Here is a 26,023-nt window from a genome sequence, read left to right as displayed (position 1 = left end):
GTACTGAATTCGGAGAAGAACGGTTAATCGTCCTATACGGTTAACCGTTCGCTTTTTATTGAGGACGGTTCTGTAAACAACCGTTCCCCGAAAGGTGTTAGTAGTGCAATTATTTCAGTACGTCCTCTCCCTGGTATGAAAAAAAAATTGCGCGATAACGGCCTTTCATTAATCCTATTGCTCATTACACTCTTAACCCTCGGCGGCAACTTATGGATGGGCTGGCACGATTTCAATGGCGAACTAAACGATTATGGCCGAATATCGATTACGTTTGCGGAGTACCTGACCAGCGGGCACTGCATCGAATCTGTTTTCGAAAACTGGGAAAGTGAGTTTCTGCAAATGGGCCTGTATGTGCTCTTTACGGTTTTTCTCTACCAGAAAGGCTCCTCCGAATCGAAAGACCCTGATAAGGAAGAAGAAGTCGACCGCGAACCTTCGCCGAGCCGTCCGGGTGCGCCCTGGCCCGTTCGTCGGGGTGGCTGGGTGCTCAAAATTTATCAGAACTCCCTGAGTCTGGGTTTCTTCCTGCTGTTCATTATCTCCTTTTTCCTGCACGCCCTGGGCGGAACCAGCCAGTACAATACCGAACAGCTGCTCAAAGGCAAAAGCGAAACGCTAACGATGTGGCAATTTATGGGAACCAGTGAGTTCTGGTTTCAGTCGCTGCAAAACTGGCAGAGTGAGTTCCTGTCGGTGCTTTCCATCGTCGTGTTATCCATTTTTCTGCGGCAAAAAGGCTCGCCCGAATCCAAGCCGGTCGATGCGCCTGATTCGCAAACCGGCGAATAAATTCCTGCGCCACACCGGCTGAATACCGGATCTGCCAGCCTCCATACACCAGGTTGCCGGATGCCGAGTGATCGTTTGCCGTTGCAGAACAAAAGATTTCGATGGTACTGCTCCACCTAATGAGTGGCAGAATTCTTTCTGGTACCGTTCCCTTATTTTTTCATATGTAAACGGTACGTATAGACGTACTGAAGGTTATAAGTTGATTTAAAATACCAACCAATTGACGATGCGTACTGAGACGTATAACAGTCCTACCTACTGGCAGCCCTTTACCAGAACGCAAAATACATCGCAGTGGGTAACCGGACTTGATGAACAATTTAAAAACGCCACACACCGGGACACGCTTCCTTTTGCCTTTAAAACCGGCTCGGTAGAAGTTTGCCTGACAACAAACTCCCTGTGGTTGATCACGGAATGGGGTGGAGCCGGAAAGCTGGCGATCCGTACCTGTTTTGACCCGCAGCTCATTCAGAAAGTCGAGCAGATCCGGGCCACCCGTAACCGTGTCGAATACCGGGTTGAGGGTGCGCTGGGAACCTTTCGAATCAAGATCGAAAGGCCCCATTCCGACCAGTCCCTGCTGCATTACACCACCTCGCTGAAACCCGCCCAGCCGTTTACGGTCCAGTCTTTCCCCCGTGACCTGTATCTGCTGGACACGGATTACAACCCTCTTACGACCGAGGGCATGGTATATGTCACCCAGAGCGGGCCGACCTCCGGGCTGGCTTATCTGTCCGTCACCCAGCCCTCTGAAGGGTCCGTCTTCTATTTTCAGAACTTCACAGCCTTAACGGACTATTGCCAAACCACCCAAACCGAACCATCGGATACCGTTACGGTACAATGGCCCGAAGTTGGTTTTGCACTTCCTTCGTCCGATCAGCCTCTGGAAGCGGGTAAGGAAGTCGTCCTGTCGGATGCGTTTATATACCTGTCGCCAATGGTCCCTAAAACCGAATTTCAGGCGGCTGATCAGTTTCTGGAAGCACTCGGTCAAATTTACCGGCTGCTGCCCAAACCCGAAACGGCCTACTACGACTGGCCCAAGGCTTCGGAACGAACCATCCAGGCCCTGACCGACTCTCCCCATTGCGGCCGCCAGATCGAGAAACGCTACCACGTCAACGCCTACGTCGATGCTACGCAAAAACCGCCCGAAAGCATGGTCCAACTGGCCATTCTGGTACCACTATGGGAATATCAGGAATGGCTCGGCAAGCCTATTGCGCTCGTCGACCAGCTTCAGCGGAATTTGACTGCGTACTACGATAGTAAGCACGAAACCTTCATGCGCTGGTTGCCGGGCGGTGTCTTTAAAGAAGAAGAACGCAGTGAGGAACAGGACCCTAACAAAATCGACTCCTGGTATTTGCTGCATACGCTCATGAATCTGGGACGACTGGCCGAAAAGGGCAATACCGATGCCAAAGACCTGTTGTTTCGCTCCATAGAATTTGTCATTAAAGCCGGACACCACTTCAATTACAACTGGCCGGTATTCTACGACATCCGGACGCTGGAAGTGCTCAAGGCCGAAACAGCCGAAGGCAAAGGCGGAGAGCTTGATGTGGCCGGGCTGTACAGCCACGTTATGGTTCAGGCTTATGAGCTCACCCATGATCCGCGTTATCTGAACGAAGCGGTGGCCTCGGCTGAGCGGCTGTGCGGCAAGGGCTTCGAACTGCTCTATCAGACCAACATCACCATCATGAGTTCGCTGACACTGGCCAAGCTCTGGAAGATTACCGGCAACCGGTTGTATTTCGACCTGAGTCGACTAGGGCTTGCCAATGTTCTGGCCCGGCTGTGGATCTGGGAGTGTAATTTCGGATTCGGTCAGGCGCGTAGCACGTTTATGGGAGTGGCTCCGCTGAAAGACGCCCCCTACCTGGCGGCTTACGAAGAAGCAGAAATTTTTGCTACCATGCTGAATTACCTCAAGGAAGTTGGCCAGGATGTGCCCGAAACCGTCCGGCTGATGTTCTCGGAGTACTTCAAATACCTTTTGCACCGGGGGCGTTTTTATTTCCCTTCGGAACTGCCGGTGGAGATGCTTTGTCAACAACCCCGCGAAGGCCGGCTCATCCGGGAACTGCCCATACCGCTGGAAGATATCTCAACGGGCTGGAAACAGGCCGGGGAAGTGGGTCAGGAGGTATACGGCGGAGCTCTGCCGTACATTCTGACCACCTATGCCTACAAACAGTTTGATAAAATCCCGGTTATTATTTTTTCAGATTATCCGATCTACCACGCCGAGTACGAATTTACGGGCCGAAATGAGGGCTATGTCGTTGTGCGACTGGCGGGTACCTCCGACTTCCAGTGTCAGGTACGGCTTATTGCCAAAAGCCGTACGTTGCCCACCGTGCAGCTTTTCGACGAAGATGCTCCGGGAAGCCCTGCGCTCCAACCCGTAGAAAAAGAGGAACGGTATTACGAGTACCGGGTAAAGGGAAACCAGCGCCTGCGCATGGAATGGGGACCAAACAAAAAGGCTTAATATATTCTGATTTACAGTTAATTATACGCTAACTCCTAACAACGTTATGGCAAGCATACACACCGCCACTGAATCGCTTACTGGAAAACGGATCATTATTTCGGGTGGAACCACCGGCATCGGCCGCGCCATCGCCATCCTGCTGGGCTCTTACGGCGCCCATATCTTCACCTTCGGGCGAAATCAGGAACCCCTCGACGAAACGCTCACCGCCATCCGTGAAGCCGGGGGACAGGCCGACGGCATCATCGCCGACAGCTCGAAGCCGGAAGACATTCAACGCGTTTTTCAGCAGGCCGAAGAGAAGCTGGGAGGTCTGGATATCCTCATCAACAGCGCGGCTCTGGCCGCCGGATCAATCAGTGAAATGGAAGACGCCGACTGGCGGTATGTCATCGAAACCAATCTGGCCGGTTACCTGGCAACGACCAAAGAAGCCCTCAACCGGATGCAGCCGCAGAAACGGGGCCATATTGTACTGATCGGCTCTATGAGCGCCGACGTGCGGGAAGAAGGCAGTTCGGTTTATGTAGCCACCAAAGCCGCTATTCAGGGATTCGCGGAAAGCCTGCGGAAAGAAGTTAACAAAGATGGCATTAAAGTCAGTCTGGTGGAACCCGGGGCGGTGGGTTCGGATATGCAGCCCACGACGACGGAGGAAGAACGCGAAAACGAGAAAACCGGCGAAATGCTGCGGGCCGAGGATATTGCCGTCTGCGTACACTACATCCTGACCCAACCCCAACGCTGTGATGTGGTTTCCATCCAGATTCGTCCTCATCTTCAGTTGATTTAACCTTTCGATAGAAGATATGGCTTTCCCGACGGACTTGCTCATTTTTTCACCCAACGACATTGATTTATCATTTTCACCCCTGCGTCAGACGCTGCGGGCCGACACCTACATCCTGGGTGCTTTCAACCCCGGACTTGCCCGCCTGCCTAACGGTAATTTACTGATCATGATCCGGGTTGCCGAAGCACTTCGGCAACCCATCGTGGGCGAGCAGATTCACGCCATCCGGTGGGATGAGGAACGGGGTTACGTACTGGATGCCTACCCGCTGGCCGGTGTCAACGCGGCTGATCCCCGCAAATTTCAGGTGCTGGGCTACCCCTACCGGGTGATGGCCCTCACCTCCTTATCCTGGTTGCTGCCGGTCGAACTAAGCCCCGACGGTACGCAGGTGGTGACGGTGCATTACGACAAAATCATTGCGCCCCAGCGGGCCTACCAGGAATACGGGGTGGAAGATGCACGAATCACAAAAATCGACGGCACCTACTACATGACGACCTGTTCGGTTAGTTCGGAACGGCATTCCACCACGCTCTACACGTCCACCGACGGGTTGAATTACACCTTGCATGGCATTATCCTCGATCACCAGAACAAGGATATGGTTTTCTTTGAAGGAAAGATCGACGGGAAATTTTACGCCCTCACCCGGCCGCTGGGCGATCTGTATTTTGCGGCCCGGCCCGGCAGCGACTATTTCCCCGGCCCTTCCATTAACCTGGCCTCCTCCCCCGACGGACTGCACTGGAAACCGTCCGATGAACCGTTTATCCGCGCCCGAAAAGGGTCGGCATCGACCATGAAAATCGGCGGAGGAACCCAGCCCATTCTGACCGATCAGGGCTGGTTGCTGCTGTACCACGGAGTCGAACTAAAAGGATTAGTGGGAATTTACCGGACCTTCTGGGCCTTGCTCGATGCCAATGACCCCCGTAAAATCCTGAAAATAGAAGACGTAACGCCCATTCTGGAAGCCAGCCCTTCGCTGATTGAGCCGCTCCAGGATCAGCTTTACCTGTCGGATGTGGTTTTCACGACCGGGATTGTCGATGCCGGTGATGATTACATCGTAGCTTCGGGCGAAGATGACCTGGCCTGCCGGATTACGCACATTCCCAAAACGGCTTTCCGATTGGACTAACCCGCCGACGGCTTAGTGCGAGTGACCGGGAATGGGCTGCTTGTCGTCACTTACTTTCAGTTGGCGGACTTCACCCTTTTCCCAGGCATTAGCGCCCGGCTGTACGGCGGGCGATGGAATATCGGCCCGGTTCTGGCGCTTCTCGGCGGTCGAGATGTTAAACCGCTGATCGCGCTGAGTTACCAGACTGTCGGCCAGCTGACCGTCTTTGGTGAATCCCATCATGATCATCGGGTGGCCCAGTGGCAGTTTCAGGTCCCGGTCAGTATGCCACGTATGGTACGTTTTGCCGTAGGTCGATACGAGCTTTTCCATGAGTTCGTGCTCGGCCACCTGCGGCAGTCCCGGCGCAATCAGGGTTCCGGATTTTACTTCGTGGACATGGCTATGCCAGAGCTTTCTTTCTTCCGCAGGCAGGGTTTTAAACAGCTTTCCGGACACGATGTACTCCACGCCCATCACCTTGGCATCTTTGCCGTTACCGTCAAAAATCACGCACTGAACCACGTCTTCGTTCAATTGCGTACAATAGTGATGCGCTTCCATCTGCCCTTTCATGTCTCCGTTGTAGAAGTGAAAGCCGTCGAGGTACATACTCATGGCCTGAAGGGGCGCTTTGTTCTGGATAACATCCGCGCCGGTTTCCAGCACTTCGGTTTTCGTTGTTTTTTCGCCCCCTGGCGACTCGACGTTGGATGACGTGTTTTTTCCACCGCAGCCGGTGAGCAGCAGGGCGAGCAGACCACTCACTGTCCATTTCACATTCATAGCACGTTGCATTAAGTTTCTAAAAAGTGCTGTCGGAACGCAGCAAATCTGCTATTGGTAAGCCGGCAACCGCCCGGTTTGTTTGCCGCCCACCCCTCAAATAAGCAAATGGTCTCGAATCAGGAGCAGACCGAATTGGAGCGAACCACAGGCTCGGTAAGCCCGTCCGATTGAAACAAACCCGTTTGCTGGGGGTTAGAATCAAAATCAACGTTATAAACCATGCAACAACAAGACCCACGCCATCAGTATCCGGCCCCTCCCTACGAGCAGGAACCCCAGCCCCATCCCGGTTCCGATCAGAAAATGGCCCCGAAAGCCGATCACGGCGAAACGTCGTACAAAGGCAGCGGACGACTCGCTGGACGGAAAGCCCTCATTACCGGTGCAGATAGCGGTATTGGCCGGGCCATTGCCCTGACCTTTGCCCGCGAAGGAGCCGATGTGCTGATTGCCTACCTGAGCGAAGAACAGGATGCGCAGGAAACCGTACGGCTGGTGGAAGAAACCGGCCAGAAAGCCATTGCCGTCGGGGGCGATATTCAGGACGAAGCCCACTGTCAGGCGCTGGTTAAACGGGCCGTGGATGCGTTCGGCCAACTGGACATTCTGGTGAACAACGCGGCTTTCCAGATGAGTCACACGTCGATTGACGAACTCTCCACCGAAGAGTTTGACAAGACATTCCGCACCAATGTCTACGCCATGTTCTACCTCTGCAAGGCCGCCTTGCCGCTGCTGAAACCGGGCGGCTCCATTATCAACACCACGTCCATTCAGGCTTACATGCCCGACCCGTCGCTGCTGGCCTATGCCGCTACCAAAGCCGCCATTGCCAACTTCACGAAGGCCCTGGCGAAAGAAGCCATTGAAAAGGGCATCCGCGTCAATGCCGTGGCTCCCGGCCCGGTCTGGACTCCGCTGATTCCGTCGACCATGCCGGAAGAGAAAACCAAAACGTTTGGTCAGGATACGCTTTTTGGCCGGGCGGCTCAACCCATCGAACTGGCCCCCATTTATGTTCTGCTGGCGGCTCAGGAAGGCAGTTTCATAACCGGCGAGATTTACGGCGCTACCGGCGGACGGCCAATTGCCTGACCCAGTGCCCAAAACCGGGTGTTTTTTTCATCAACTATCGCTTTAAATGTAGAACGTACGAATGAATACCGATCAAAAACCGGGCGCCCGAACGTCGGGTGAACACCTGAGCTTTTGGATCGACACGGTTGATCCGATCCAATTTTCACCCCTGAACGAAGACCGTACGGCGGATGTCGTCGTTGTTGGTGCCGGTATTTCCGGCTTGTCTGTGGCTTATAACCTGGCGAAAGCGGGCAAAAAAGTGATTGTGCTGGAAGACGGCTTCGTGGGCAGCGGGGAAACCGGACGCACCACGGCCCATTTGTCGAATGCACTGGACGACAGCTACACGGAAATTGAACACTACCACGGCGAGGAAGGCGCCCGCATAGCCGCCGAAAGCCATACCGAAGCGATCAATTTCATCGAGCGGACGGTGCAGGAAGAGGGCATCGACTGCGATTTTGAACGCCTGAACGGCTACCTGTTTCTCCACCCTACCGACCAGCCGGAAACCCTGAATCAGGAATTTGCGGCTTCTCACCGGGCCGGTATCGACACCCACCGACTGGCGCAGGTACCCGGCTTTGCCAAAGACGAAGGCCAGTGCCTGCAATTCCCCAATCAGGCGCAGTTTCACCCCATGAAATACCTGAAAGGACTGACGGACGCTTTTGTGCGGCTCGGGGGCGAGATTTTCACCGAAACACGGGTTACGGAAGTGCGGGAAGACGGTGTTAAAACCGATCAGTATACCGTAACGGCTGCCGATGTGGTGGTAGCAACCAACACGCCGATCAACGATCTGTTTACGATGCACACCAAACAGTGGCCGTACCGGACCTACGTGGTGGGCGTCAAGATTCCGAAAGGCAGCGTGCCGACGGCGTTGTGGTGGGATACGGGCGATCAGGAGTCCGAATGGGTCAGCCAGCCCTACACCTACGTCCGGTTGCAGCGCCTGGATGCCGAAAGCGACCTGGTGATTTGCGGGGGACACGACCATAAAACCGGTCAGGCGGATGAGGAAGATGTTCCGGAAACGGACCGCTATCCGTTGCTGATCGACTGGATTCGCGAGCATTTCCCGATGGCAACGGAGGTCGTATACCGCTGGTCGGGGCAGGTGATGGAACCGCTGGATGCGATGGCTTTCATCGGCAAAAATCCGGGTAACGACCACATTTACATCGTCACCGGCGACTCAGGCAACGGCATGACACACGGCACCATTGCCGGTTTGCTGATTCCGGACCTGATTCTGGGCCGCGAAAACCCCTGGGCCAAACTCTACGATCCGTCGCGGATTTCGCTGAAAGTAACCGGCGATTACCTGAAGGAAACCGGCAATTTCACGAAGCAGCTGGCCGATTTTTTCATGGGCAGCCAGGTGGATGACGTCAACGACTTAACCAACGGACAGGGGGCGATTATTAATTCCGGGTTGCAGAAAATTGCCGCTTACCGCGACGAGCAGGGTGAACTCCATACGCACTCGGCCCTCTGCCCGCATATGGGCTGCGTGGTGCAGTGGAACGCCGACGAAAAATCGTTCGATTGCCCCTGCCACGGTTCCCGGTTTACGGGCAAAGGGGTGGTTGTCAACGGACCAGCCGCAAGCGATCTGAAAGCCGTCACGATCAGCGCCTGATTCTATCAACGGACGCATGAAAAAACCTTCCGGTTTTAGCGAAAAGGCTTTAACCGGAAGGTTTTGTTTTTTAGCCAGGCTTTACGGCATTGCTGTTCTCACAAAAGGACCGGCAATGGCCAGCACCTCTTCCCTCGTCAGCGGCTCATCAAAGCTTTCCCGGACAATCCGCTCAGCCGGTGTCTGGTCACCCCCGGCCATTTCCAGCAGTTTGTTATAGGTCAGCGAAATTAAATCCACCGCGTCGTGGTGGTGAATGTTATTTTCTCCTTTGTACACCGCAGCCGGAGCGCCCCCCGTTTCCTGTTCGGAAGCCCACACCCGCAAACCACGCACAAGCCGGATTTCAGCCGCGTGACGGGCTTCCGTCGAGTGGATTCTCAGGGCGCCAAGCAGCACATCCCGGTGGCTGAACAGTTTGGGAGCCTGTCCTTTGTAGGCCCGCACACCCAGGTCCTCAAAAGCCTGCGATAACGTCAGAAAGACATCAAAATTGGAGAAAGGGTTTGGAAACATACCGCCGGCTGTAAAATCAAACTCCGGCTTGCCGATAGCCTGACCACCCACCCATGCGATGGACGCTTTCAGGAAATCGACGTGTTCTTTTTCGTGTTTGCCAATTTCTTCAAAAAGGGCTCTCTTGTTGCCAAAAGGAAGCCCCGACATAAGACCTTTTTCGTAAAAATCGGCTTCCAGATACTCCAGCAGCAGGGCAAAATTCAGTACGCTCACAATATCGCCGTTGTCGGCGTACGCTTTGTTAATAACAGAGGCCACAAAAATCGGCGAAGCGGCTGCTGCAATGGAGGTCGTTTTCAGCATTTTCCGGCGCGTAAACGCAAAGCGGGCTTCGGCTTCAGGATCGATTTTTTCAATGTCGGAGAATATATTGAATAGATTCATACGGCTGTGACGGTTTACATGATGGGGGCTGGTAACTTGGATCCGCTCAGTTTCTGTTTAATGAAGGGCTGGGCCTTCATCAGCACCTCGTCCGGAAAGTAGGCTACGTCCAGCCCTCCGTTGTCAATCAGCTCATGCGCAACGGCAAACCGGCTTTCGGGCTGAATCATATGCCGGGCCAGTGTCGCGTGCCGGGCTTCAATTGAAACAATTTTGCCAGCCAGTTTGAGAAGCTCCAGGTCCTGAACAAACTTGCTGGAACCATTGTAGGCTCCGGTTCCGACGGTTTCAAACTTTTGAGCCGCATCAAAAACGGCATTGCGGTTGTTGAAATCGACCGTACTGAAATTAAATTCCAGTTCCGGAATGGCATACGGCCCCAGCAGCGCTTTGAGCAGCTCCCTGTGGACCAGTTCATGATCGCGCAGTTCCCGGATTACCCGGCGGTCCATTTCCGACCACCCGGCCGACCGGTCGTACGCCATTGTGTAATACGCTACTTCAAGTTGCTCCAGAGCGTAGGCCATATTGGTGATGCCAATATCGCCGTCTCCCAGATCAATGGAACCATCGGGCAGCACTGTGGCTCCAACCCGGGCTCCCGAACGACGCAGACCGCCCTGGGGTACCGCCAGATCTTCCTTCGCGCAGGAAGTCAACACCGCAAGGGCCGAAGCCGAGGCCAGCCCCAGGTTACGCAGAAACATTCGCCGTTCAACCGAAGGAATCGCCGGAACCGACGGCCCTTTTTTCGTGTCTGGTAAAGTGTTCAGTTTTTCCATTAGTTAACCATTTTTTAGCGATAAAACCGTTGCCATACAGGCATGACAATCGGTTATAAAAAACAAGGATATTTGCGTTTTGTTTTTGCGGGAATTTCACCTAAGTAACCAAAGTGAGAATACGGTCTGGCGAATAGAGATACACCCGGAATCGGCATCGAAATCAAGGGATTAGGAACAGCAATCCAGAGGGCCATTGCCTCATTTACCAGAACATACATTCCTCGTCATTTAACCTTTCAAGTAAGCGACGGTTCCACTTCCATCTGACAACAACGATCCGAATGTACTCGGACCCTTAGTTGGCGGCACGTCACGCAATGAATCAAAAACTAACCTTAATAAGCGAGCACGCTTCTCCGTTGGCTGTGGTCGGAGGAGTCGATGCCGGAGGCATACCTTACAGGCTCGTGCGCTCCGGAGTGTCCATCAGGAATTTACGTGGTTGCAGGTAGCGCAGACAACCGCCCTTATGTATCAGCAACTGGGTATCTCCCGACCTGCAACGCTGGGGATTGAAAAAGCGCTGCGGGATGCCATACCGACGGCTCAACTGAGTCGATCAGCCTAACCTATGAAAAGAACAGTTTTTATTGATAAAGATGGCACGCTGATCTATGACGTGCCGTTTAATGTTGATCCTAAAGCGATTACGCTCTACCCTGACGCGGGCCGGGCGTTACATCTATTACAGCAGGCGGGGTTTCGGCTGCTGGTTGTTTCCAATCAATCGGGTGTTGCTCAGGGTTACTTTCAGGAAAATGCCCTGGAAGCCGTAACAAATCGCCTGCAACACTTGCTCAGACCCTTTGGGGTTCATCTCGACGGTTTTTACTATTGTCCTCATCATCCCGATGGCCGGGTTCCGGCGTATGCGGTTTCGTGTTCGTGCCGAAAGCCACAACCGGGTATGTTGCAGCAGGCGGCCCGTGAACACGGTATTGACCTGACGGCTTCGTGGATGATTAGGGATATTCTCAACGATGTGGAAGCGGGCAACCGGGCCGGTTGCCGAACGATTTTGCTCGACAATGGCCACGAAACCGAGTGGCAGTCGGGTCCGTACCGGGAGCCAACGCATACGGTCAGCACCTGGACGGAAGCAGTTGAATTCTTTGAGAACCCAACGGTTAAAGGGCTTACCCTAACCCTCTGAAGCAGCATAACGTGTATGAACCCCTCACCAATAGCAAACAGTCTGACAACGACTGTCAGGGCCGACCTTGCGACTTTTGATACCGCCATCTGGCAGAAATGCAGGAATATACTCTGTTTTCGTCCCGACAACATGGGCGATGTCTTAATGACCTCTCCGGCATTTCGGGCCTTAAAAGAATCGGTTCCCGACCGGAAACTGACGTTGCTGACCTCTTCGGCGGGCGCGGCTATCGCTCCGTTTATTCCGGAGATTGACGCTGTGATTCCGTTTGATGTCCCCTGGGTTCAGCCCGTCAATCGCCAGAAACGGGATGAACTGCCGCAACTGGTCCGCCAGCTGAAAGACCACGCATTTGATGCCGCCATCCTGTTCAATGTGCAGAGCCAGAATCCGCTGCCCTCGGCGCTGATATGTTACGTGGCCGGTATTCCGCGCGTACTGGGGTATTGCCGCGAAAACCCCTACGAACTAATCAGCGACTGGGTTCCGGACCCCGAAATTCTGGTCGCTACACAGCACGAAGTGGAGCGACAGCTTGGTCTGGTTGCCACCATAGGCAGTACCACCACCCAAAAACGTTTATCCATTACCGTTAGTAATCAAGCCCGCTTTCGGGCCCTGGAGATGTTGACAAACTGGGGAGTGCATACGTCCGAACCGTGGCTGATTCTGCACGCGGGCGTCAGCGAAGCCAAACGGCGCTTTGGAGCGGATCAGTATGTTCAGGCGGCCCGGCAGCTTCGGGCAAAAAGTGATTATCAGATTCTGTTAACCGGCAGTAAGTCGGAGTGGAATTACGTCGAAACGATCCGGAAGGGCATTGGCGAAAAAGCTTATAATCTGGCGGGGGCTTTGCCACTGGAAAACTTCATTGGCCTTGTGGCCGAAGCCCCGGTATTAATTTCCAACAATACCGGCCCCGTTCATATCGCGGCAGCCCTCGGAACGCCGGTTGTGGTGCTCTACGCCATGACCAATCCGCAACACACGCCCTGGATGGTGCCCAGCCGAGTGTTGTATTTCGAGGTGCCCCGGTCGCTTCGTTCGCGAAACCGTCTGCTGCAACACTTTCCGGAACCCGCCCAACCCCGGGCCTCCCCCGAAGGAATTGTGCAGGCGGTTCATGAACTGGTGGGTCAGAAAACAATGGTCACCTCTTAACAATCATTCACTCATTCACTGATAGACCATAAGGTATGTACACATTAGGTATCAATGCCGCCTTTCACGATCCGGCGGCCGTGCTGGTAAAGACGGCGTTGTGCTGGCGGCTGCCGAAGAAGAGCGTTTTACGCACATCAAACACAGCAAACGCCCAATCCCCTTTTCTACCTACGAATTACCGTATAATGCCATCGACTTTTGTCTGAAAACCGCGAACATTCAGCTCACCTAGATCGACCACATTGCCTATTCCTTCGACCCGGAAGCGTTTCGGACGTTGCACGTAACCGGATGGACAACGTGGCGGAAGAAGTGGCCGGCTACCTGGCCGAAGGCAACGGCCTGGCCGGTTCCACTGTCCAGATGTTGTTTTTAGTGAATCAGGGCCATATTCTCATTAATCTCTCCTTTTCGGTTCACTCTTTCCGGAGCTGAGTTAGAGCGTATAAAACAAACTATATACGATTATGGGAGTTGGTCTTGAAATGATTTTTTTTCTGGTGGTGCTGGTGGCTGGCGGCTACCTCATTTACCGGGTCGCCTTCCGTAAAAAAACCGGAGACCCAGACTTTGGCCGTCCGGCTTCCCGAACCATGCGGCTGGCAACGATTAGCGCGGTAGTTGGCCTGATTATCGTGATTGCCCTTACCCTGGAATTTTGTCATAATCAGGGGGATCGGATGGACAAAAATACCCACGAAGACAATTCGCTTGACAACACTGGAAAAGGAGAAAACGAAGATGACCACCGGGATGATGGGGACGAGACGCAGCGGTAATTGCAGTTTATCAATTTTCTACGTATCTTTTTATTAAATCAACTGCACTTCCAAAATCAACCGCTCCTTCAATGGATGTTTTACCGCATCAGCGTCTTGTCGTACCGGATCCCAGCGTTTCTAATCCTTTTCGGTCCTTCTGGATGGCTGGCTATGAATGCACCGATAAACTCAATGCCTGGGGAAACCGGGTTGATTTTCTTTACACCACCGGGCACTTGCAGTGCCTGGATGATGACTACCAGGATTTGGAACCGTTTGGTATCCGAACGGTTCGGGAAGGCATTCGCTGGAGCCAGGTCGAGAAGCGGCCCTACCAGTACGACTGGCACGTTGTTCAGCACATGATGGAACGGGGCCGGGCCAACGGCATCCAGCAGGTGTGGGATCTCTGTCACTTTGGTTTTCCGGACGATCTGACGCCCCTGCACCCGCTGTTTGCCCGCCGGTTTGCGGCTCTGTGCCGGTCGTTTGTCCAGTTTTACCGTTCGATTAACCCCGACAGCACGCTGATTGTGACCCCGATCAACGAGGTCAGCTTTCTGTCGTGGCTGGGGGGCGATGCCCGGGGTACCTCGCCCTATTGCGTTGGGCAGGGCTGGGAAGTCAAGTACGGTTTGATGCGCGCCTACATTGAAGGAGTGGCCGCCCTGCGGGAAATAGACCCCAGCGTCCGTATTCTGACCACCGAACCGCTGGTCAACATGGTGCCCCCGATGAACGCAACCGCCGAGCAGATTGGTCAGGCTGCGCTGGCGCATAACGATCAGTATCAGGCAACTGACATGCTCTGTGGCCGAATGTGCCCCGAACTGGGCGGTCGTCCGGAATACCTGGATATGGTCGGGCTGAATTTCTACTACAATAATCAGTGGATTGTCGGGTCCGGGGCGTTTCTGCCGTGGGTAAACGACTCGCTCGACCCCCGCTGGCGTCCCCTGCGCGATCTGTTCATGCAGGTTTATAATCGCTACCAACGGCCCATTGTGTTGTCGGAAACCAGCCATCCCGGCGAAGACCGGCCGTTCTGGATTCGGTTTGTAGCCAGAGAAAGTGCGGCTGTGTTGAAACAGGGTGTTCCGCTCTGGGGCATCTGCCTGTACCCCATCATCGACCGCCCGGACTGGGACCATCTGACGCCCTGGCATCGGTCCGGCTTGTGGGATGCGGAGGTGGATGCCAACGGCCTGGTTAGCCAGCAGCCTCCGCGCCGGGTGCTGTACCAACCGTATGCCGACGCTTTACGCGACGCCCAGGCGCTGATAGCCAACACGAATGCCCAGCCAGCCATCAGCCAGTTTCGGTTATAAGTTCACTTACAAGCCCTTCGCCAAAACGAGGATTTTATAAAAAAAGCAGCCCAGCCAATCTGGCTGGGCTTTGCAGTAGTAGTCGGTGCATATCAATTAAACAGTGACGGCTTTTGTAGCTGAAAACCGCGACCGGTCAGAAATCTGTAACTGCTCATCCATCAGCTCATGCATCTGTTTCCAGGTCTGCTGCCAGGAGCACTGCGCTAGTTGGGCATCAATCCGGCTCCAGCATAAGGCCGAGGGGTTCTGCAATGCCGCTTCTATCGACCGCTCAAACTCCTCAACCCCGTCGGCAATCCATACCGTGCCACACTCCCCATAGGTGCTGACCACATCCCGGATCGGCGTCGATACCACCGGCAGGCCAGCGGCCAGGTACTCCGGCGTCTTGGTGGGGCTGATGAAACGCGTCGACTCGTTGAGCGCAAAAGGTAACCAGGCCACCTGCCAGTTGCTGAAATAAGCCGGTAGCTGCTCGTAGGCCTTCATGCCCAGGTAGTGCAGGTTAGGGCCCTGAGGCAAAGAGGCCGGATCAATCTTGACCACCGGACCCAGCAGCACAAACTGCCAGTCGGGACGACGCCGGGCCAGCTCGCCCAACAACTGGATATCCAGCCGTTCATCAATGACGCCACTAAAGCCAATGCGCGGGTAAGCCAGCGCCTGCTGATCGGCCGGATCGTCCAGTCCCAGCCGGGCTTGTCCAAAGTGGTGGTTGTCGATGCTGCTGGGGAAAGCATGCACCGAGGGGTGCAGGTTTTTCTTGGCTTCGTAGAGGCTCTGTCCGCCGGTAAACATGAGTTGGGCCTGCTGCATGAGTTGTTTTTCCCGCTCACGCAGTTGGGGTGGAGCACCTCGGAAAGCCGATAACTCGTCCATGCAGTCGTAGACGGTAAGCCGGGGCTGGATATGTTCGGTAAAGTTGAGGGCCATGGGGGTGTAATACCAGGCCACAAAGTCGGTGATTTGCTGCTGGGTCAAGAGGTCGTTTAGCCATTTACGCTGCAAATCATGTTGAGCTTCGGCGGGGGTCCCATGTGGTACGTGGGGCACCAGAATGTGCATTTGTGCATCAATAGGACGGACTTCCAGCCAGGCTTGATGATCCCAGACGGGCTCTTCCCAGAACCAGACGCGGAAGTGGCGACTGGCGCGGCTGAGCAGATGCTGGGGGCGCTGGTAGACGAAGTTCCAGCGCAGGTGTGAAAAACAGATTAAATCCTGAATTGAGTGCGCCCCCGGAATCAATCCGAGTGATTTGGCCGCTTGCTGAGGTGTCGCCTGAGTGCCGGTTACCGTTTGATGATTAGACATACGTTGCTGTTTGATAGATGATTTTATTGCCTGCTGCGTCGGCAAACCCTTGGGTTAAGGTAGCGGTAATAGCCCTGCATTACCATTCAAACCAGATTTAGCAGGCTATAGCTGTTAGAAGTTTCTACAAGTGAGGAAGTGGTCCAAAAAAGCCACGCTGGACGCTGATTACCCTCGTTTTTCCCCGAAACACCCCCGGTGGGCCAAATTCTTTTTTTACTTTTTATTAAAAACCCTTCCGAAGTAAGGCAGTTACCCCTATGGCATCCGGTTTCTGAACACTACCAGGAACGGATGAGTGCAGAGTGTAGAGAAGCGCTACGGAGCCTAATTTTTTACCAGACGTTTACTTTCATGAAAAACCAGCTACTCCAGCGTGGGCCCATTCGGCGGCTCACGCAAATCGGCCTGTTACAAACTTTCCTGCTTTTCTGGGCCGCAGTTAATACCATTGCCCAAACGGTATCGGGTAAAGTAACCAGTGACAATGGCGAAGCCTTACCCGGTGTTAGCATTCTGCTGAAAGGCACCACCACCGGCACCACCACCGACCCCAACGGCACCTACTCGCTGACCCTTCCGGGCACGACGGGAACGCTGGTGTTTAGTTACATCGGGTTTCAGTCGCAGGAAGTGCCGATCAACAACCGCTCGACCATCGACGTGACCCTGGCGACCGACATTCAGGCCCTTTCGGAAGTGGTGGTGGTCGGCTACGGCACACAGCGTCGGCAGGAACTGACCACCGCCGTTACCTCGGTGGGGGCACAGGCCATCCAGCGGCAACCCGTTGCCGGTTTCGATCAGGCCCTACAGGGACAGGCCCCCGGTATTCAGGTAACGGCTCCGACGGGTGCGCCCGGGGCCGGTATCAACATCCGGATTCGGGGAAACAACTCCATCAGTCTGACCAATTCGCCCCTGTATGTCATCGACGGGGTACCGGTTTTGCCGACCTATGATCAGGAACTCGGCATTGGCAACCAGCGCCCCAACCCGCTCAACACCCTGAATCCGAACGACATTGAATCCATTGACGTGCTGAAGGATGCAGCGGCTGCGGCTATCTACGGGCTACGGGCCTCGAACGGGGTCGTGGTGATAACGACCAAACGGGGCAAAACCGGAAAACCACAGGTGAGCCTGAACGTGTACTACGGAAGCCAGCGGTTGCGCCGGAAAATTGATATGCTCAACGCCCGCCAGTTTGCCGAGTATTTCAACGAAGCCAACACAGCCGCCGGAAATCCACCCGCCTTCACCGACCTCAACAACCTCCCTTACAACACCGACTGGCAGGACGCCGTGTACCGCACCGGCCCGATTCAGAACTACCAGATCAGCCTGAGTGGCGGTACGGAGACGACGAAATACTACGTCTCGGGCGGGTATTTCAAACAGAACGGGATTCTGCTCAACTCGGGTTTTGACCGGTATAATTTTAAACTCAACCTCGACCAGCAGATGGGCGAACGCTTCCGGATGGGTACCAGCCTGAACCTGAGCCGGACCAACAACAACACCAGCGTTCGGAGCGAACTCGGACTACAGAATTCGGGGACGGTATTGGGGGCGCTGGCCCAGATTCCGACCATTCCGGTGCGCAACCCGGACGGCAGCTACGGTATTAACCCGTTCCAGCAGCTCGACAACCCGGTAGGAAACCTGCTCGAAACGAATAACCGCGCCATCATCTACCAGGTCATCGGGAATGTCTACGGGGAACTCGACATTTTATCCAATCTGTCGCTTCGTAGTTCGCTCGGTATTGACTTCCGCACCCAGAACGAAAACCAGTTTATCACCCGCGATTACCCCGGCACCCAGAACGCCAGTCCGGCCACGCGCGGCAGCGCCAGCACGGCCACCAACCAGCAGGTGGTCTGGTTGTGGGAAAATACGCTGACCTACAACCCCGAACTGGGAAATAACCATAACCTGACGCTGCTGGCCGGGCAATCCGTTCAGGCGTCGGACCGGTTTACGTCGCGGGCTTCGGTTACCGGCTTTCCGTCGAATGCCGTTCCGTACCTGAGCGCCGGAACGCAGTTTACGGCCCCTTCCAGTTACCAGGATCAGTGGGGCTTGTTAAGCTTTTTTGCCCGCGCCATTTATAATTACCAGGAACGGTATCTGGCCTCGCTCAGCTTGCGGGCCGACGGCTCCAGCCGGTTTGGAACGAACAACCGCTTCGGGTATTTCCCGGCCCTGTCGCTCGGCTGGCGGGTTTCGCGCGAAAGCTTTTTCCCCCAGTCTAAGGTGGTCAACGACCTGAAACTGCGGCTGAGTTACGGGGCAAACGGGAACCAGGAAATTGGCGCGTACCAGCGGTTTAGTACCTACGCGTCGGGAGCGAACTACGCCGGAACGGGCGGTATTCAGGGCGGCATTGCCCCCCAGCAGATCGGAAACGCAGATTTGCGCTGGGAAACCACCAAGCAGTTTAACGCAGGGGTAGACATCGGCTTGTTCAACAACCGGGTGACGGCCACGGTGGATGCCTACCTCAAACGCACCACCGACCTGCTGACGAACGTGCCGCTGCCTTTCAATGCCGGGGCGCAGAATCCGCAGATTATTCAGAACATCGGCGACATTCAGAACAAGGGCATTGAACTGGGCATCAACAGCACCAACATCGAAAGTCAGGGCAATGGCCTGAACTGGACTACCAACTTCAACATCAGCCTGAACCGCAATCAGGTGCTGGACATCGGTACGCTCCGCAACGAACTGGGGCAGGAAGTGGATCGGCAGATCATTGGCGATTTCACCATCACCCGCAAAGGCGAGCCGCTGGGTGCTTTTTACGGCTACGTGGTTCAGGGCATTTTTCAATCGCAGCAGGACATTACCGGTGCAGCCACCCAACCCAATAACCCGCAGCCAGGCGACATCCGGTTTGCCGACCTGAACGGCGACGGGGTGATCGACGCCAATGACCGGACCGTTATCGGGAACCCCAACCCGGGCTTCTTCGCCGGTCTGACCAACACGCTTACCTACAAGGGGTTTGAACTGAGCTTTCTGTTTCAGGGCAGTTTTGGAAACGACATCTATAACCAGAACCGGGTCAGCATCGAGGGCATGGCGGACCCCTTCAACCAGACGGCGCGGGTGCTCAACCGCTGGCGTCCCGACAACATGAATACCGACATTCCGCGGGCCGTTCGCTACGACCCCAACCAGAATAACCGGTTTTCGACGCGGTTTGTGGAAAGCGGCACGTACACCCGGCTGAAAAACCTGACCATCGCCTACAACCTGCCGGTCAAACCCTTGCAGCGGGCCCGCATCAGCAACGCCCGGGTTTACCTGACTGGCCAGAACCTGCTCACCTTCACCAGGTATACCGGCTACGACCCGGAAGTGAGCGCCGACCCGTTCTCGTCCGTGGGTTTTGGACGCGACTACGGCGTTTATCCGCAGGCCCGAACCTTTACCGCAGGCATCACCGTCAACTTTTAATACCACCCGTCATGAAGAAAATCACGATTCTCCTTCTCCCCTTTCTGTTCCTGGCGGGCTGCCAGGTGCTGGAAAAAAACCCGTTGCCCAGCATTACGCCGGAAAACTTTTTCCAGAATGCCGACGATGCCGAATCGGCACTGACGGCGGCTTATGATGCCCTGCAACAAACCGGTACGTATGGCCAGGACCTGAATGTGGTAGGCGAAATGCCGTCCGATAACGTGACCAGTACCAACGGCGACGTCAACGCTATGGAACGGATTTTGTGGACGCCCCAGACCAGCCAGGTCAATAACGTATTCCAGGCTTCTTACATCGGTATTAACCGGGTCAATGCGGTATTAAACTACGTCCCGGGCATCCAGATGGATACCGCCCGCCGAAATCAGATTCTGGGCGAAGCCAGCTTTTTGCGGGCGCTTCATTACTTCAATCTGGTGCGTTTGTACAGCGGGGTTCCGTTACGGCTTACGCCAACCGAGTCGGGCGACAACAGCGTGGTAAACCTGGCGCGGTCTACCGAGGAACAGGTCTATGCCCAGATTGTGAGCGATCTGCAACAAGCCGAACAATGGACAGCCGCCGGGTCGAACTCGCCGATCCGGGTCAGCAAAACGGCGGTCAATGCCCTTCAGGCGAAGGTGTTCCTGACCCAGCGGCAATGGGCGCAGGCTGCAACGGCCGCCAATAAAGTCATCAGCAGCGGTCTGTATCAGTTGATGCCCAGCTTTAACGCGCTGTTTCCGCCCGAAAACAAACCGGAGTCCATCTTTGAAGTGCAGTTTGCGGGGAATGCCGACGGCGGTTTTATCCTGCCCGACCTGCTGCTGCCCTCGCCACCGGCTACGTATTCGTTTCCGAAATTCAATATTCCGACGAACGAACTGATTCAATCCGCCGACACGATCAACGATCAGCGCTGGAAGTTCACGGGAGAGAGCATACCGGCGGGCCGGAATCACGCCAGCTTCGTGCTGTCCCGTTCTTCTAACCCCAACGATAACGGCTATTTCGTTTACAAATGGCGCAGCAATCCCAACGGGTTCAACAGTCCGGACAATTATTACGTACTGCGGCTGGCGGATGTGATGCTGATGTATGCCGAAGCCCTGAATGAGCAGAACGGTCCGTCGCAGGCAGCCCTGACGGCCCTGAATGCGGTTCGGACGCGGGCGGGCTTACCGGCTCTGACGCTGGCAAATGTAGCGACGCAGCAGGCGTTCCGCAATGAGGTAGACCGTCAGCGCCGACTCGAACTGGCCTTTGAGGGAGAACGCTGGTTTGACCTGCTGCGGTATGCCCGGCACGAACAGGCGCAGCAGGGCGTTATGCATACGGTCACGGCGCTGGATATTATTCAGCAGCAGCGCGGTACGCCGAATGTAAATTACCTGCTGTTTCCGTTTCCGCAGACCGAGATTAACAACAACGCGTTGCTGCAGCAGAATCCGGGGTATTAATCCGGGTTGATTGATTCATAAAAGCCGTTTTCAGGTTGGTACGTTTTTATACGCCGAACCCGAAAACGGCTTTTTTACAAGAAGACTTAATGGCTGGTTCGTCCGAGGGCCTGCCGCACCTTCCGGATCCACTGCGGTTCTTTTACTTCGTTTTCCAGCAGAAAGCCGTACGGTTTCAGGGCCGGAACGTGGTCGCAGATAATTTTGACAATGGCAAATAAGGGTTCGAACAGGATCATGCCGGGAATGCCCCAGAGCAATTCGCCGAGGATAATGGCAATAATGGTGAACAACGGGCTGAGGTTTAGTTCGGCCCCCATCACCAGGGGTTCAATGATGTTGTTATCTATTGCCTGGGCTACCACCAGAATAGCCGCCGTCGGAAGAACCAGATCGGAAGAACCGCTGACCAACGCCATCGTCAGCGGAAAGGTGGACCCAATAAAAGCACCCACGTACGGAATTAGCGTAGGGATGACCGCAATCCAGCTCATCAGCAGGGCGTTTTTAAGACCGATAATCGACAGGCCAATCATGTAGAAAACCGCCAGAAAGATCATCGAAAATAACCGCCCCATCATGTATTGAGCCGACACTTTTGCAATTTTTGACAGAGCCGACTGAACCGCCGGGTGGTGTTCAACGGCGAATAACTTCAGGATAAACTCCGGGTATTTCTCCCGCTTCCACATCAGGAAAAAGATATACAGCAGCACCAGCACAAAGGAAGTTACCATACCGCCGATACCGCCCAGAACCGTATTCAGCAATTTTCCGGACGATGAAGACTGCTTTTCCAACTGCGCTTTGACGGCCTGAATCTGCTGCTGCGGTGAAAGGCCAATCTCCTGCTGCACCCACGCCTGAACGGTATTCAGCAACTTCAGAAGTTTTGGCTGAATCTGGGGCCAGTCCTGCACCAGCCGGGTGCCCTGCGCGTAAATCACTCCGCAGAAACCGGCGATGAACAGCAACAGCAGCAAGATGGAAAGCAGCGTTGCCCCAATCCGGCCAATGCCCCAGTTTTCGAGCTTCTGGCTAACCGGAAGCAACAGCAGCGACAGTATGAAGGCGAAAAACAGCGGTATCAAAAACGGTTGCCCGAAATACAGGGCCACCACCAGTAAAATTCCAAAGAGCAATACCGCGTCGGCGCGGTAAATCAGAGCGCGTTTTATCATTTGACTCATCGACGGGCCCACGGCTTTAACCGGGGTTTACAGAATGGCTGGATAATCTGAACCGTTTTGACGCGGTAACAACCGCTGGTTCAGGTCATAACGTTAGCGTAAGCGTGGACACCTCACTCGTGAAGCGTCCTGCTACCGGCAAAAATAGGTTTATCCATCAAAAAAGCTCCTGCCGAGCGCCCGGTTTTGTTAACCAGATCACTTTGCCGGAGCTTATTATGACTTAAAAAGCGGATTAGCCCCCTTTCGGTTGTCTGTAACGAATACTGGCTTTGGCAGTATCCTGCGTGTTTTCCGCCGGTAGCCGACGCCCCCTGTTCTACTCCGCCAGATTGAGCAAATAGCTTAAACTTCCAGCCCGAAACCACCGGTAACCGTAGGACGATAGCCGGATCTGATGGACACCTTTCTCGTCGGCCTCGCTTTGCTCATTGGCCAGCAGATCAACCAGCCGGGTTTCGTTTTCCGGCTTCAGGCTCAGGTGAATTTCCTGCGGATGCGGATCGAAATTATGGATAACAAGCACCGTATTTCCCCGCCAACTGTAGTGAATGGCCAGGACCTTCGGGTTGCCCGTCGGCAAAATCCGCCACTGCCCCCACCCGATTTCGGGACATTCCTTCCGTAGCCGGATCAGCGCCGTGATCCAGTTTAAGAAGGAATCCGGATCACGACGCTGCGCTTCCACATTGACGTGCTTGTAACCAAACGGCCCTTCGTCAATGACCGGATGAACCAGTTTTTCGGCCATCGAAAAGCCCGATTGGGGGTCTGCGCACCACTGCATGGGCGTCCGCACGGCATCCCGTTCTTTCAGGTCCAGGTTTTCACCCATACCAATTTCGTCGCCGTAACGAAGCACGGGGGTGCCGGGCATGGAGAACATCAGGCTGTACGCCAGTTCGATTTGTGGCCGGTTACCAATCATGGAGGCCACCCGACGCCGAATCCCCCGCTCATAAATCTGCATGGAGGGTTCCGGACCGAAACGGGCAAACACAGCCTGACGCTGTTCATCGGTCAGCCGGCCCAGATCCAGTTCATCGTGATTCCGCAGAAAATGGGCCCACTGACTAACCGGGGCAATGTTGCGGGTGGCTTCCAGGGCGTCGATCAGCGGCTGGACATCGGCGCTTGCCAGGGTGTAGAACAGGTGCTGGTTGACGTAAAAATTAAACAGCAGATGCGAGCCGTCCCCCTCTTTTCCGAAATACTGATCAATCTCTTCCGGCAGTACATTGGCCTCCCCGAGCAGAATGGCGTCTCCCTGCCGCCATTGCAGAAACCGCCGAAACTCCCTGATGTATTCAAACCGCATGACCGGTTTAGTATGATCCGGACCAGCCGATTCCAGCACAAAAGGCAGCGCATCGACCCGAAAACCGGCCACACCCAACTGGAGCCAGTACCCCAGAATCCGGCGAATCTCGGCCCGAACCTCCGGGTTATCTATGTTCAGATCAGGCTGAAATTCAAAAAAACGGTGGAAATAATACGCCTTTGCCTGTTTGTCGTAGGTCCAGGTGGTTTCCTGAACGCCCGGAAAAACAACGCCGTCCTCCGAGTTCTCCGGTTTTTCCTTCGACCAGATGTACCAGTCGCGGTGCTCGGATTTTTCGGAACGCCGGGCGTCCTCAAACCAGGGATGTTTGCTGGAAGTATGGTTGACGACCAGATCAATCAGTACCTTGATGCCCCGTTTGTTAGCCTGGTACATGAATTCGACAAAATCACCGCTGGAGCCGTGCCGCCGGTCAACCCCGTAGTAATCTTCAATATCATACCCGTTGTCCCGATTGGGTGTCGGCTGAAAGGGGGCCAGCCAGATCACATCCACACCCAGGGCCTGAAGGTAATCCAACCGCCGGCTTAGTCCGGCAAAATCACCCACCCCGTCGCCATTGGCGTCCATAAACGTTTCCAGATCGAGGCTGTAAATAACGGCATTCTTGTACCAGAGATCTTCAATCATATGAAATTAAGCTGTTCATAGAGTTTGAACGCATTCCCGGCCCGGCCTGTTTCAGATTCTTATTCTGTCACCGTTGACGCTTTGTTCCCAATCAAAACCATTTAGTGACTTATCGGTTTAAAAAAGAAAGTGAGCCGGAATAATCCCATACCATAATGTTACCATGAAAGCACCCCTTTTCTCCAGTGATCCCGAAGGGAATGGGTCTCCCAAACGGGAAGATCGTTTGAACCCCGATCAGGATGAACCCCTCACCCACGACCTGACCGACGATGAAACCGTCTACCAGGAGCGGGGCGATATTCGCCGGGGTATTCCGGGTGAAGAGGACCCGACCGATGACGGGCTGATGAACGATATCCGGACCAGTGACGATGAAAACGTAACGCCCGGTTCTTAAGCAAAATCGGCTTACTCCCCGGACCCGGTATGGAGGACCCGGTACGGAGGAGTAAGCCGAAAAAGAAACATTTAAGCAGGTTCGTCTGGCCCGCGTTATTTATTGACTCAAAATACCGGATTGGTTTTCTGAATGGTCCGTTTGATCCGGTTCTGAAGTTCTTCGTCCAAGGCTTTTGCGTAGTGAATCCACTCCTCTTCCAGCGCAACGGCTTTGTGGGCCTCCTGCTGATGTTCGGCATGAGCTTGCTCCTTCGCATCTTTGGCATAACCCGCGGCCAGGTCGAGGGCATATTCCCGCATCTGCTTAATTTCCTGAAAAGTAAGATCTTCCAATGTTCTCATTGTTTCAATTGGTTGGGCTATTGTTCTTTTTAGTCCCTGCTTACGGTTCGACCGATCGCTGATACCCGGCGTTGGCAACGGCGCAGGGGCATGTCCGTAATAGAACCAGAAAACCACCTCAAGAGTTATGACCTTCCCGAATTTAGAACGGACCCGCTGGCAGATTTCCGGTCATCTCAAGGAAACGCAACGCCGGTTTGTGGCTCATTTCGCCGGTTCTTCGTCCGAATTGGCGGTTTCATCCACGTTCCGTTTCGATTACCCCGGTATCCTCGTAGCTTGCTCTCCTGTTGAATACCTTTCAACAAAATGTTAATCAGATTACCGGTTTATGGATTGTGTTGCCAATGCGTGGAGAAAATACCTTATCGGATAACCATTTTCAAGCCCAGTTTACGGCCTTAAAAGACCAGATCAGTCCGCATTTTTTGTTCAATAGCCTGAGTGTTCTGTCGTCGCTGGTGCGAAAAGACCCCGACCTGTCGGAGCGGTTTATCGATCACCTGGCCAAAGTATACCGCTATCTGCTCGAACACCGCGATGATGACTACCTGACGCTGGCAACCGAACTGGATTTTGCCCGTTCGTATGCGTTTTTGCTCGAAGTACGGTTTGTGCGCAAGTTTCGGGTCGATTTTCCGGAAGCGGTGTCGGCGGATGACTTCACGTTGCTGCCGTTTACGCTCCAGTTACTGATCGAAAACGCAATCCGGCACAACCGTATGTCGGCCAGCGAGCCGCTGATTGTCACGGTCGCAAGGGAAGAAAATGACTACCTGCGCGTTTCGAACAACCGGCAACTGCGCAGCCAGCCCGACACGTTATCTGCGGGAACCGGAACCCGTAGTCTGGCCGGTGTACAACAACGGTACGCGATGCTGACGGGCCGGACGGTACAGGTTGAGGAGACGGAGCTTGCTTTTTCGGTGCGCATCCCGTTGCAAAAATCAGGTCGGTAAGTCTCCCGAATAGAAAATAAAAGCAAACGGTTTCCTTATTTTTGGCCGACGTTTATGCGAACTCGTT

General features: G+C 54.5%; 22 protein-coding genes. 15 read left to right on the top strand and 7 right to left on the bottom strand.

Annotated elements, in window-relative coordinates:
* Positions 1-135 precede the first annotated feature (135 nt).
* The 4 genes from LX87_RS09900 to LX87_RS09885 all read left to right on the top strand — a co-directional run bounded on the left by LX87_RS09900 (position 136) and on the right by LX87_RS09885 (position 5,247).
* On the top strand, positions 136-795 hold the full coding sequence (locus LX87_RS09900) for a DUF6766 family protein (RefSeq protein WP_111628040.1): 660 nt from the start codon (positions 136-138) through the stop codon (positions 793-795).
* A gap of 229 nt (positions 796-1,024) precedes the next feature.
* Positions 1,025-3,307, top strand: coding sequence for a hypothetical protein (locus LX87_RS09895; RefSeq protein WP_111628039.1), 2,283 nt, complete (start codon positions 1,025-1,027; stop codon positions 3,305-3,307).
* 46 nt (positions 3,308-3,353) lie between these two features.
* Positions 3,354-4,103 (top strand): SDR family oxidoreductase, encoded by a 750-nt coding sequence (locus LX87_RS09890; protein WP_111628038.1) that lies wholly within the window; start codon positions 3,354-3,356, stop codon positions 4,101-4,103.
* Between the two features lie 16 nt (positions 4,104-4,119).
* Positions 4,120-5,247 carry a glycoside hydrolase family 130 protein gene (locus tag LX87_RS09885; RefSeq protein ID WP_111628037.1) on the top strand — a complete coding sequence of 376 codons (1,128 nt, stop codon included), beginning with the start codon at positions 4,120-4,122 and terminating at the stop codon, positions 5,245-5,247.
* A gap of 12 nt (positions 5,248-5,259) precedes the next feature.
* On the opposite strand, the gene LX87_RS09880 is transcribed toward LX87_RS09885, so the two are convergent.
* Complete coding sequence (locus LX87_RS09880; RefSeq protein ID WP_111628036.1) at positions 5,260-6,015, bottom strand: OBAP family protein; 756 nt, start codon at positions 6,013-6,015, stop codon at positions 5,260-5,262.
* A 222-nt stretch (positions 6,016-6,237) separates the two neighbouring features.
* Between LX87_RS09880 and LX87_RS09875 the strand changes: the two genes are divergently transcribed.
* Positions 6,238-7,113, top strand: coding sequence for an SDR family oxidoreductase (locus LX87_RS09875; protein WP_111628035.1), 876 nt, complete (start codon positions 6,238-6,240; stop codon positions 7,111-7,113).
* A gap of 61 nt (positions 7,114-7,174) precedes the next feature.
* Complete coding sequence (locus tag LX87_RS09870; protein WP_111628034.1) at positions 7,175-8,746, top strand: FAD-dependent oxidoreductase; 1,572 nt, start codon at positions 7,175-7,177, stop codon at positions 8,744-8,746.
* Positions 8,747-8,827: 81 nt separating this feature from the next.
* Here LX87_RS09870 and LX87_RS09865 read toward each other — a convergent pair whose 3' ends face one another.
* Positions 8,828-9,649 (bottom strand): ferritin-like domain-containing protein, encoded by an 822-nt coding sequence (locus LX87_RS09865; protein ID WP_111628033.1) that lies wholly within the window; start codon positions 9,647-9,649, stop codon positions 8,828-8,830.
* A 14-nt stretch (positions 9,650-9,663) separates the two neighbouring features.
* Entirely contained in the window at positions 9,664-10,431 is a 768-nt protein-coding gene (locus LX87_RS09860) for a ferritin-like domain-containing protein (RefSeq protein WP_111628032.1), read from the bottom strand.
* A 574-nt stretch (positions 10,432-11,005) separates the two neighbouring features.
* On the opposite strand from LX87_RS09860, the gene LX87_RS09855 reads away from it, so the two are divergent.
* The 5 genes from LX87_RS09855 (at position 11,006) to LX87_RS09835 (ending at position 14,843) form a co-directional block, all read left to right on the top strand.
* The gene (locus tag LX87_RS09855) at positions 11,006-11,587 is read left to right on the top strand and encodes a D-glycero-alpha-D-manno-heptose-1,7-bisphosphate 7-phosphatase (RefSeq protein ID WP_111628031.1); all 582 of its coding nucleotides are present in this window, start codon (positions 11,006-11,008) and stop codon (positions 11,585-11,587) included.
* 15 nt (positions 11,588-11,602) lie between these two features.
* Entirely contained in the window at positions 11,603-12,751 is a 1,149-nt protein-coding gene (locus LX87_RS09850; RefSeq protein ID WP_111628030.1) for a glycosyltransferase family 9 protein, read from the top strand.
* 294 nt (positions 12,752-13,045) lie between these two features.
* Positions 13,046-13,189 carry a hypothetical protein gene (locus LX87_RS28790; RefSeq protein ID WP_170139337.1) on the top strand — a complete coding sequence of 48 codons (144 nt, stop codon included), beginning with the start codon at positions 13,046-13,048 and terminating at the stop codon, positions 13,187-13,189.
* A 32-nt stretch (positions 13,190-13,221) separates the two neighbouring features.
* On the top strand, positions 13,222-13,533 hold the full coding sequence (locus LX87_RS09840; protein WP_146624463.1) for a hypothetical protein: 312 nt from the start codon (positions 13,222-13,224) through the stop codon (positions 13,531-13,533).
* A gap of 143 nt (positions 13,534-13,676) precedes the next feature.
* Entirely contained in the window at positions 13,677-14,843 is a 1,167-nt protein-coding gene (locus LX87_RS09835) for an amine oxidase (protein ID WP_229310610.1), read from the top strand.
* 96 nt (positions 14,844-14,939) lie between these two features.
* Here LX87_RS09835 and LX87_RS09830 read toward each other — a convergent pair whose 3' ends face one another.
* Positions 14,940-16,160 (bottom strand): glycosyltransferase family 1 protein, encoded by a 1,221-nt coding sequence (locus tag LX87_RS09830; RefSeq protein WP_111628027.1) that lies wholly within the window; start codon positions 16,158-16,160, stop codon positions 14,940-14,942.
* Positions 16,161-16,514: 354 nt separating this feature from the next.
* On the opposite strand from LX87_RS09830, the gene LX87_RS09825 reads away from it, so the two are divergent.
* Both LX87_RS09825 and LX87_RS09820 read left to right on the top strand, forming a co-directional pair.
* On the top strand, positions 16,515-19,628 hold the full coding sequence (locus LX87_RS09825; RefSeq protein WP_170139336.1) for a SusC/RagA family TonB-linked outer membrane protein: 3,114 nt from the start codon (positions 16,515-16,517) through the stop codon (positions 19,626-19,628).
* An 11-nt stretch (positions 19,629-19,639) separates the two neighbouring features.
* On the top strand, positions 19,640-21,091 hold the full coding sequence (locus LX87_RS09820; protein WP_111628025.1) for a RagB/SusD family nutrient uptake outer membrane protein: 1,452 nt from the start codon (positions 19,640-19,642) through the stop codon (positions 21,089-21,091).
* An 86-nt stretch (positions 21,092-21,177) separates the two neighbouring features.
* Here LX87_RS09820 and LX87_RS09815 read toward each other — a convergent pair whose 3' ends face one another.
* Both LX87_RS09815 and LX87_RS09810 read right to left on the bottom strand, forming a co-directional pair.
* Complete coding sequence (locus tag LX87_RS09815; RefSeq protein ID WP_111628024.1) at positions 21,178-22,272, bottom strand: AI-2E family transporter; 1,095 nt, start codon at positions 22,270-22,272, stop codon at positions 21,178-21,180.
* A gap of 328 nt (positions 22,273-22,600) precedes the next feature.
* A complete protein-coding gene (locus tag LX87_RS09810) occupies positions 22,601-24,253 on the bottom strand; it encodes an alpha-amylase family protein (RefSeq protein WP_111628023.1) in 1,653 nt (550 codons plus the stop codon).
* 163 nt (positions 24,254-24,416) lie between these two features.
* Between LX87_RS09810 and LX87_RS09805 the strand changes: the two genes are divergently transcribed.
* Positions 24,417-24,653 carry a hypothetical protein gene (locus LX87_RS09805; protein ID WP_111628022.1) on the top strand — a complete coding sequence of 79 codons (237 nt, stop codon included), beginning with the start codon at positions 24,417-24,419 and terminating at the stop codon, positions 24,651-24,653.
* Between the two features lie 107 nt (positions 24,654-24,760).
* Here LX87_RS09805 and LX87_RS09800 read toward each other — a convergent pair whose 3' ends face one another.
* Positions 24,761-24,997: a hypothetical protein gene (locus tag LX87_RS09800; RefSeq protein ID WP_146624462.1), complete on the bottom strand. Its 237-nt coding sequence runs from the start codon at positions 24,995-24,997 to the stop codon at positions 24,761-24,763.
* 347 nt (positions 24,998-25,344) lie between these two features.
* On the opposite strand from LX87_RS09800, the gene LX87_RS09795 reads away from it, so the two are divergent.
* The gene (locus tag LX87_RS09795; protein ID WP_170139335.1) at positions 25,345-25,956 is read left to right on the top strand and encodes a sensor histidine kinase; all 612 of its coding nucleotides are present in this window, start codon (positions 25,345-25,347) and stop codon (positions 25,954-25,956) included.
* Positions 25,957-26,023: the final 67 nt, after the last annotated feature.

It is taken from the genome of Larkinella arboricola (assembly GCF_003259745.1).
GTDB lineage: Bacteria > Bacteroidota > Bacteroidia > Cytophagales > Spirosomataceae > Larkinella > Larkinella arboricola.
The sequence above is the reverse complement of the archived record's forward strand: the minus strand, read 5'-3'. Positions and strand labels throughout refer to the sequence as shown.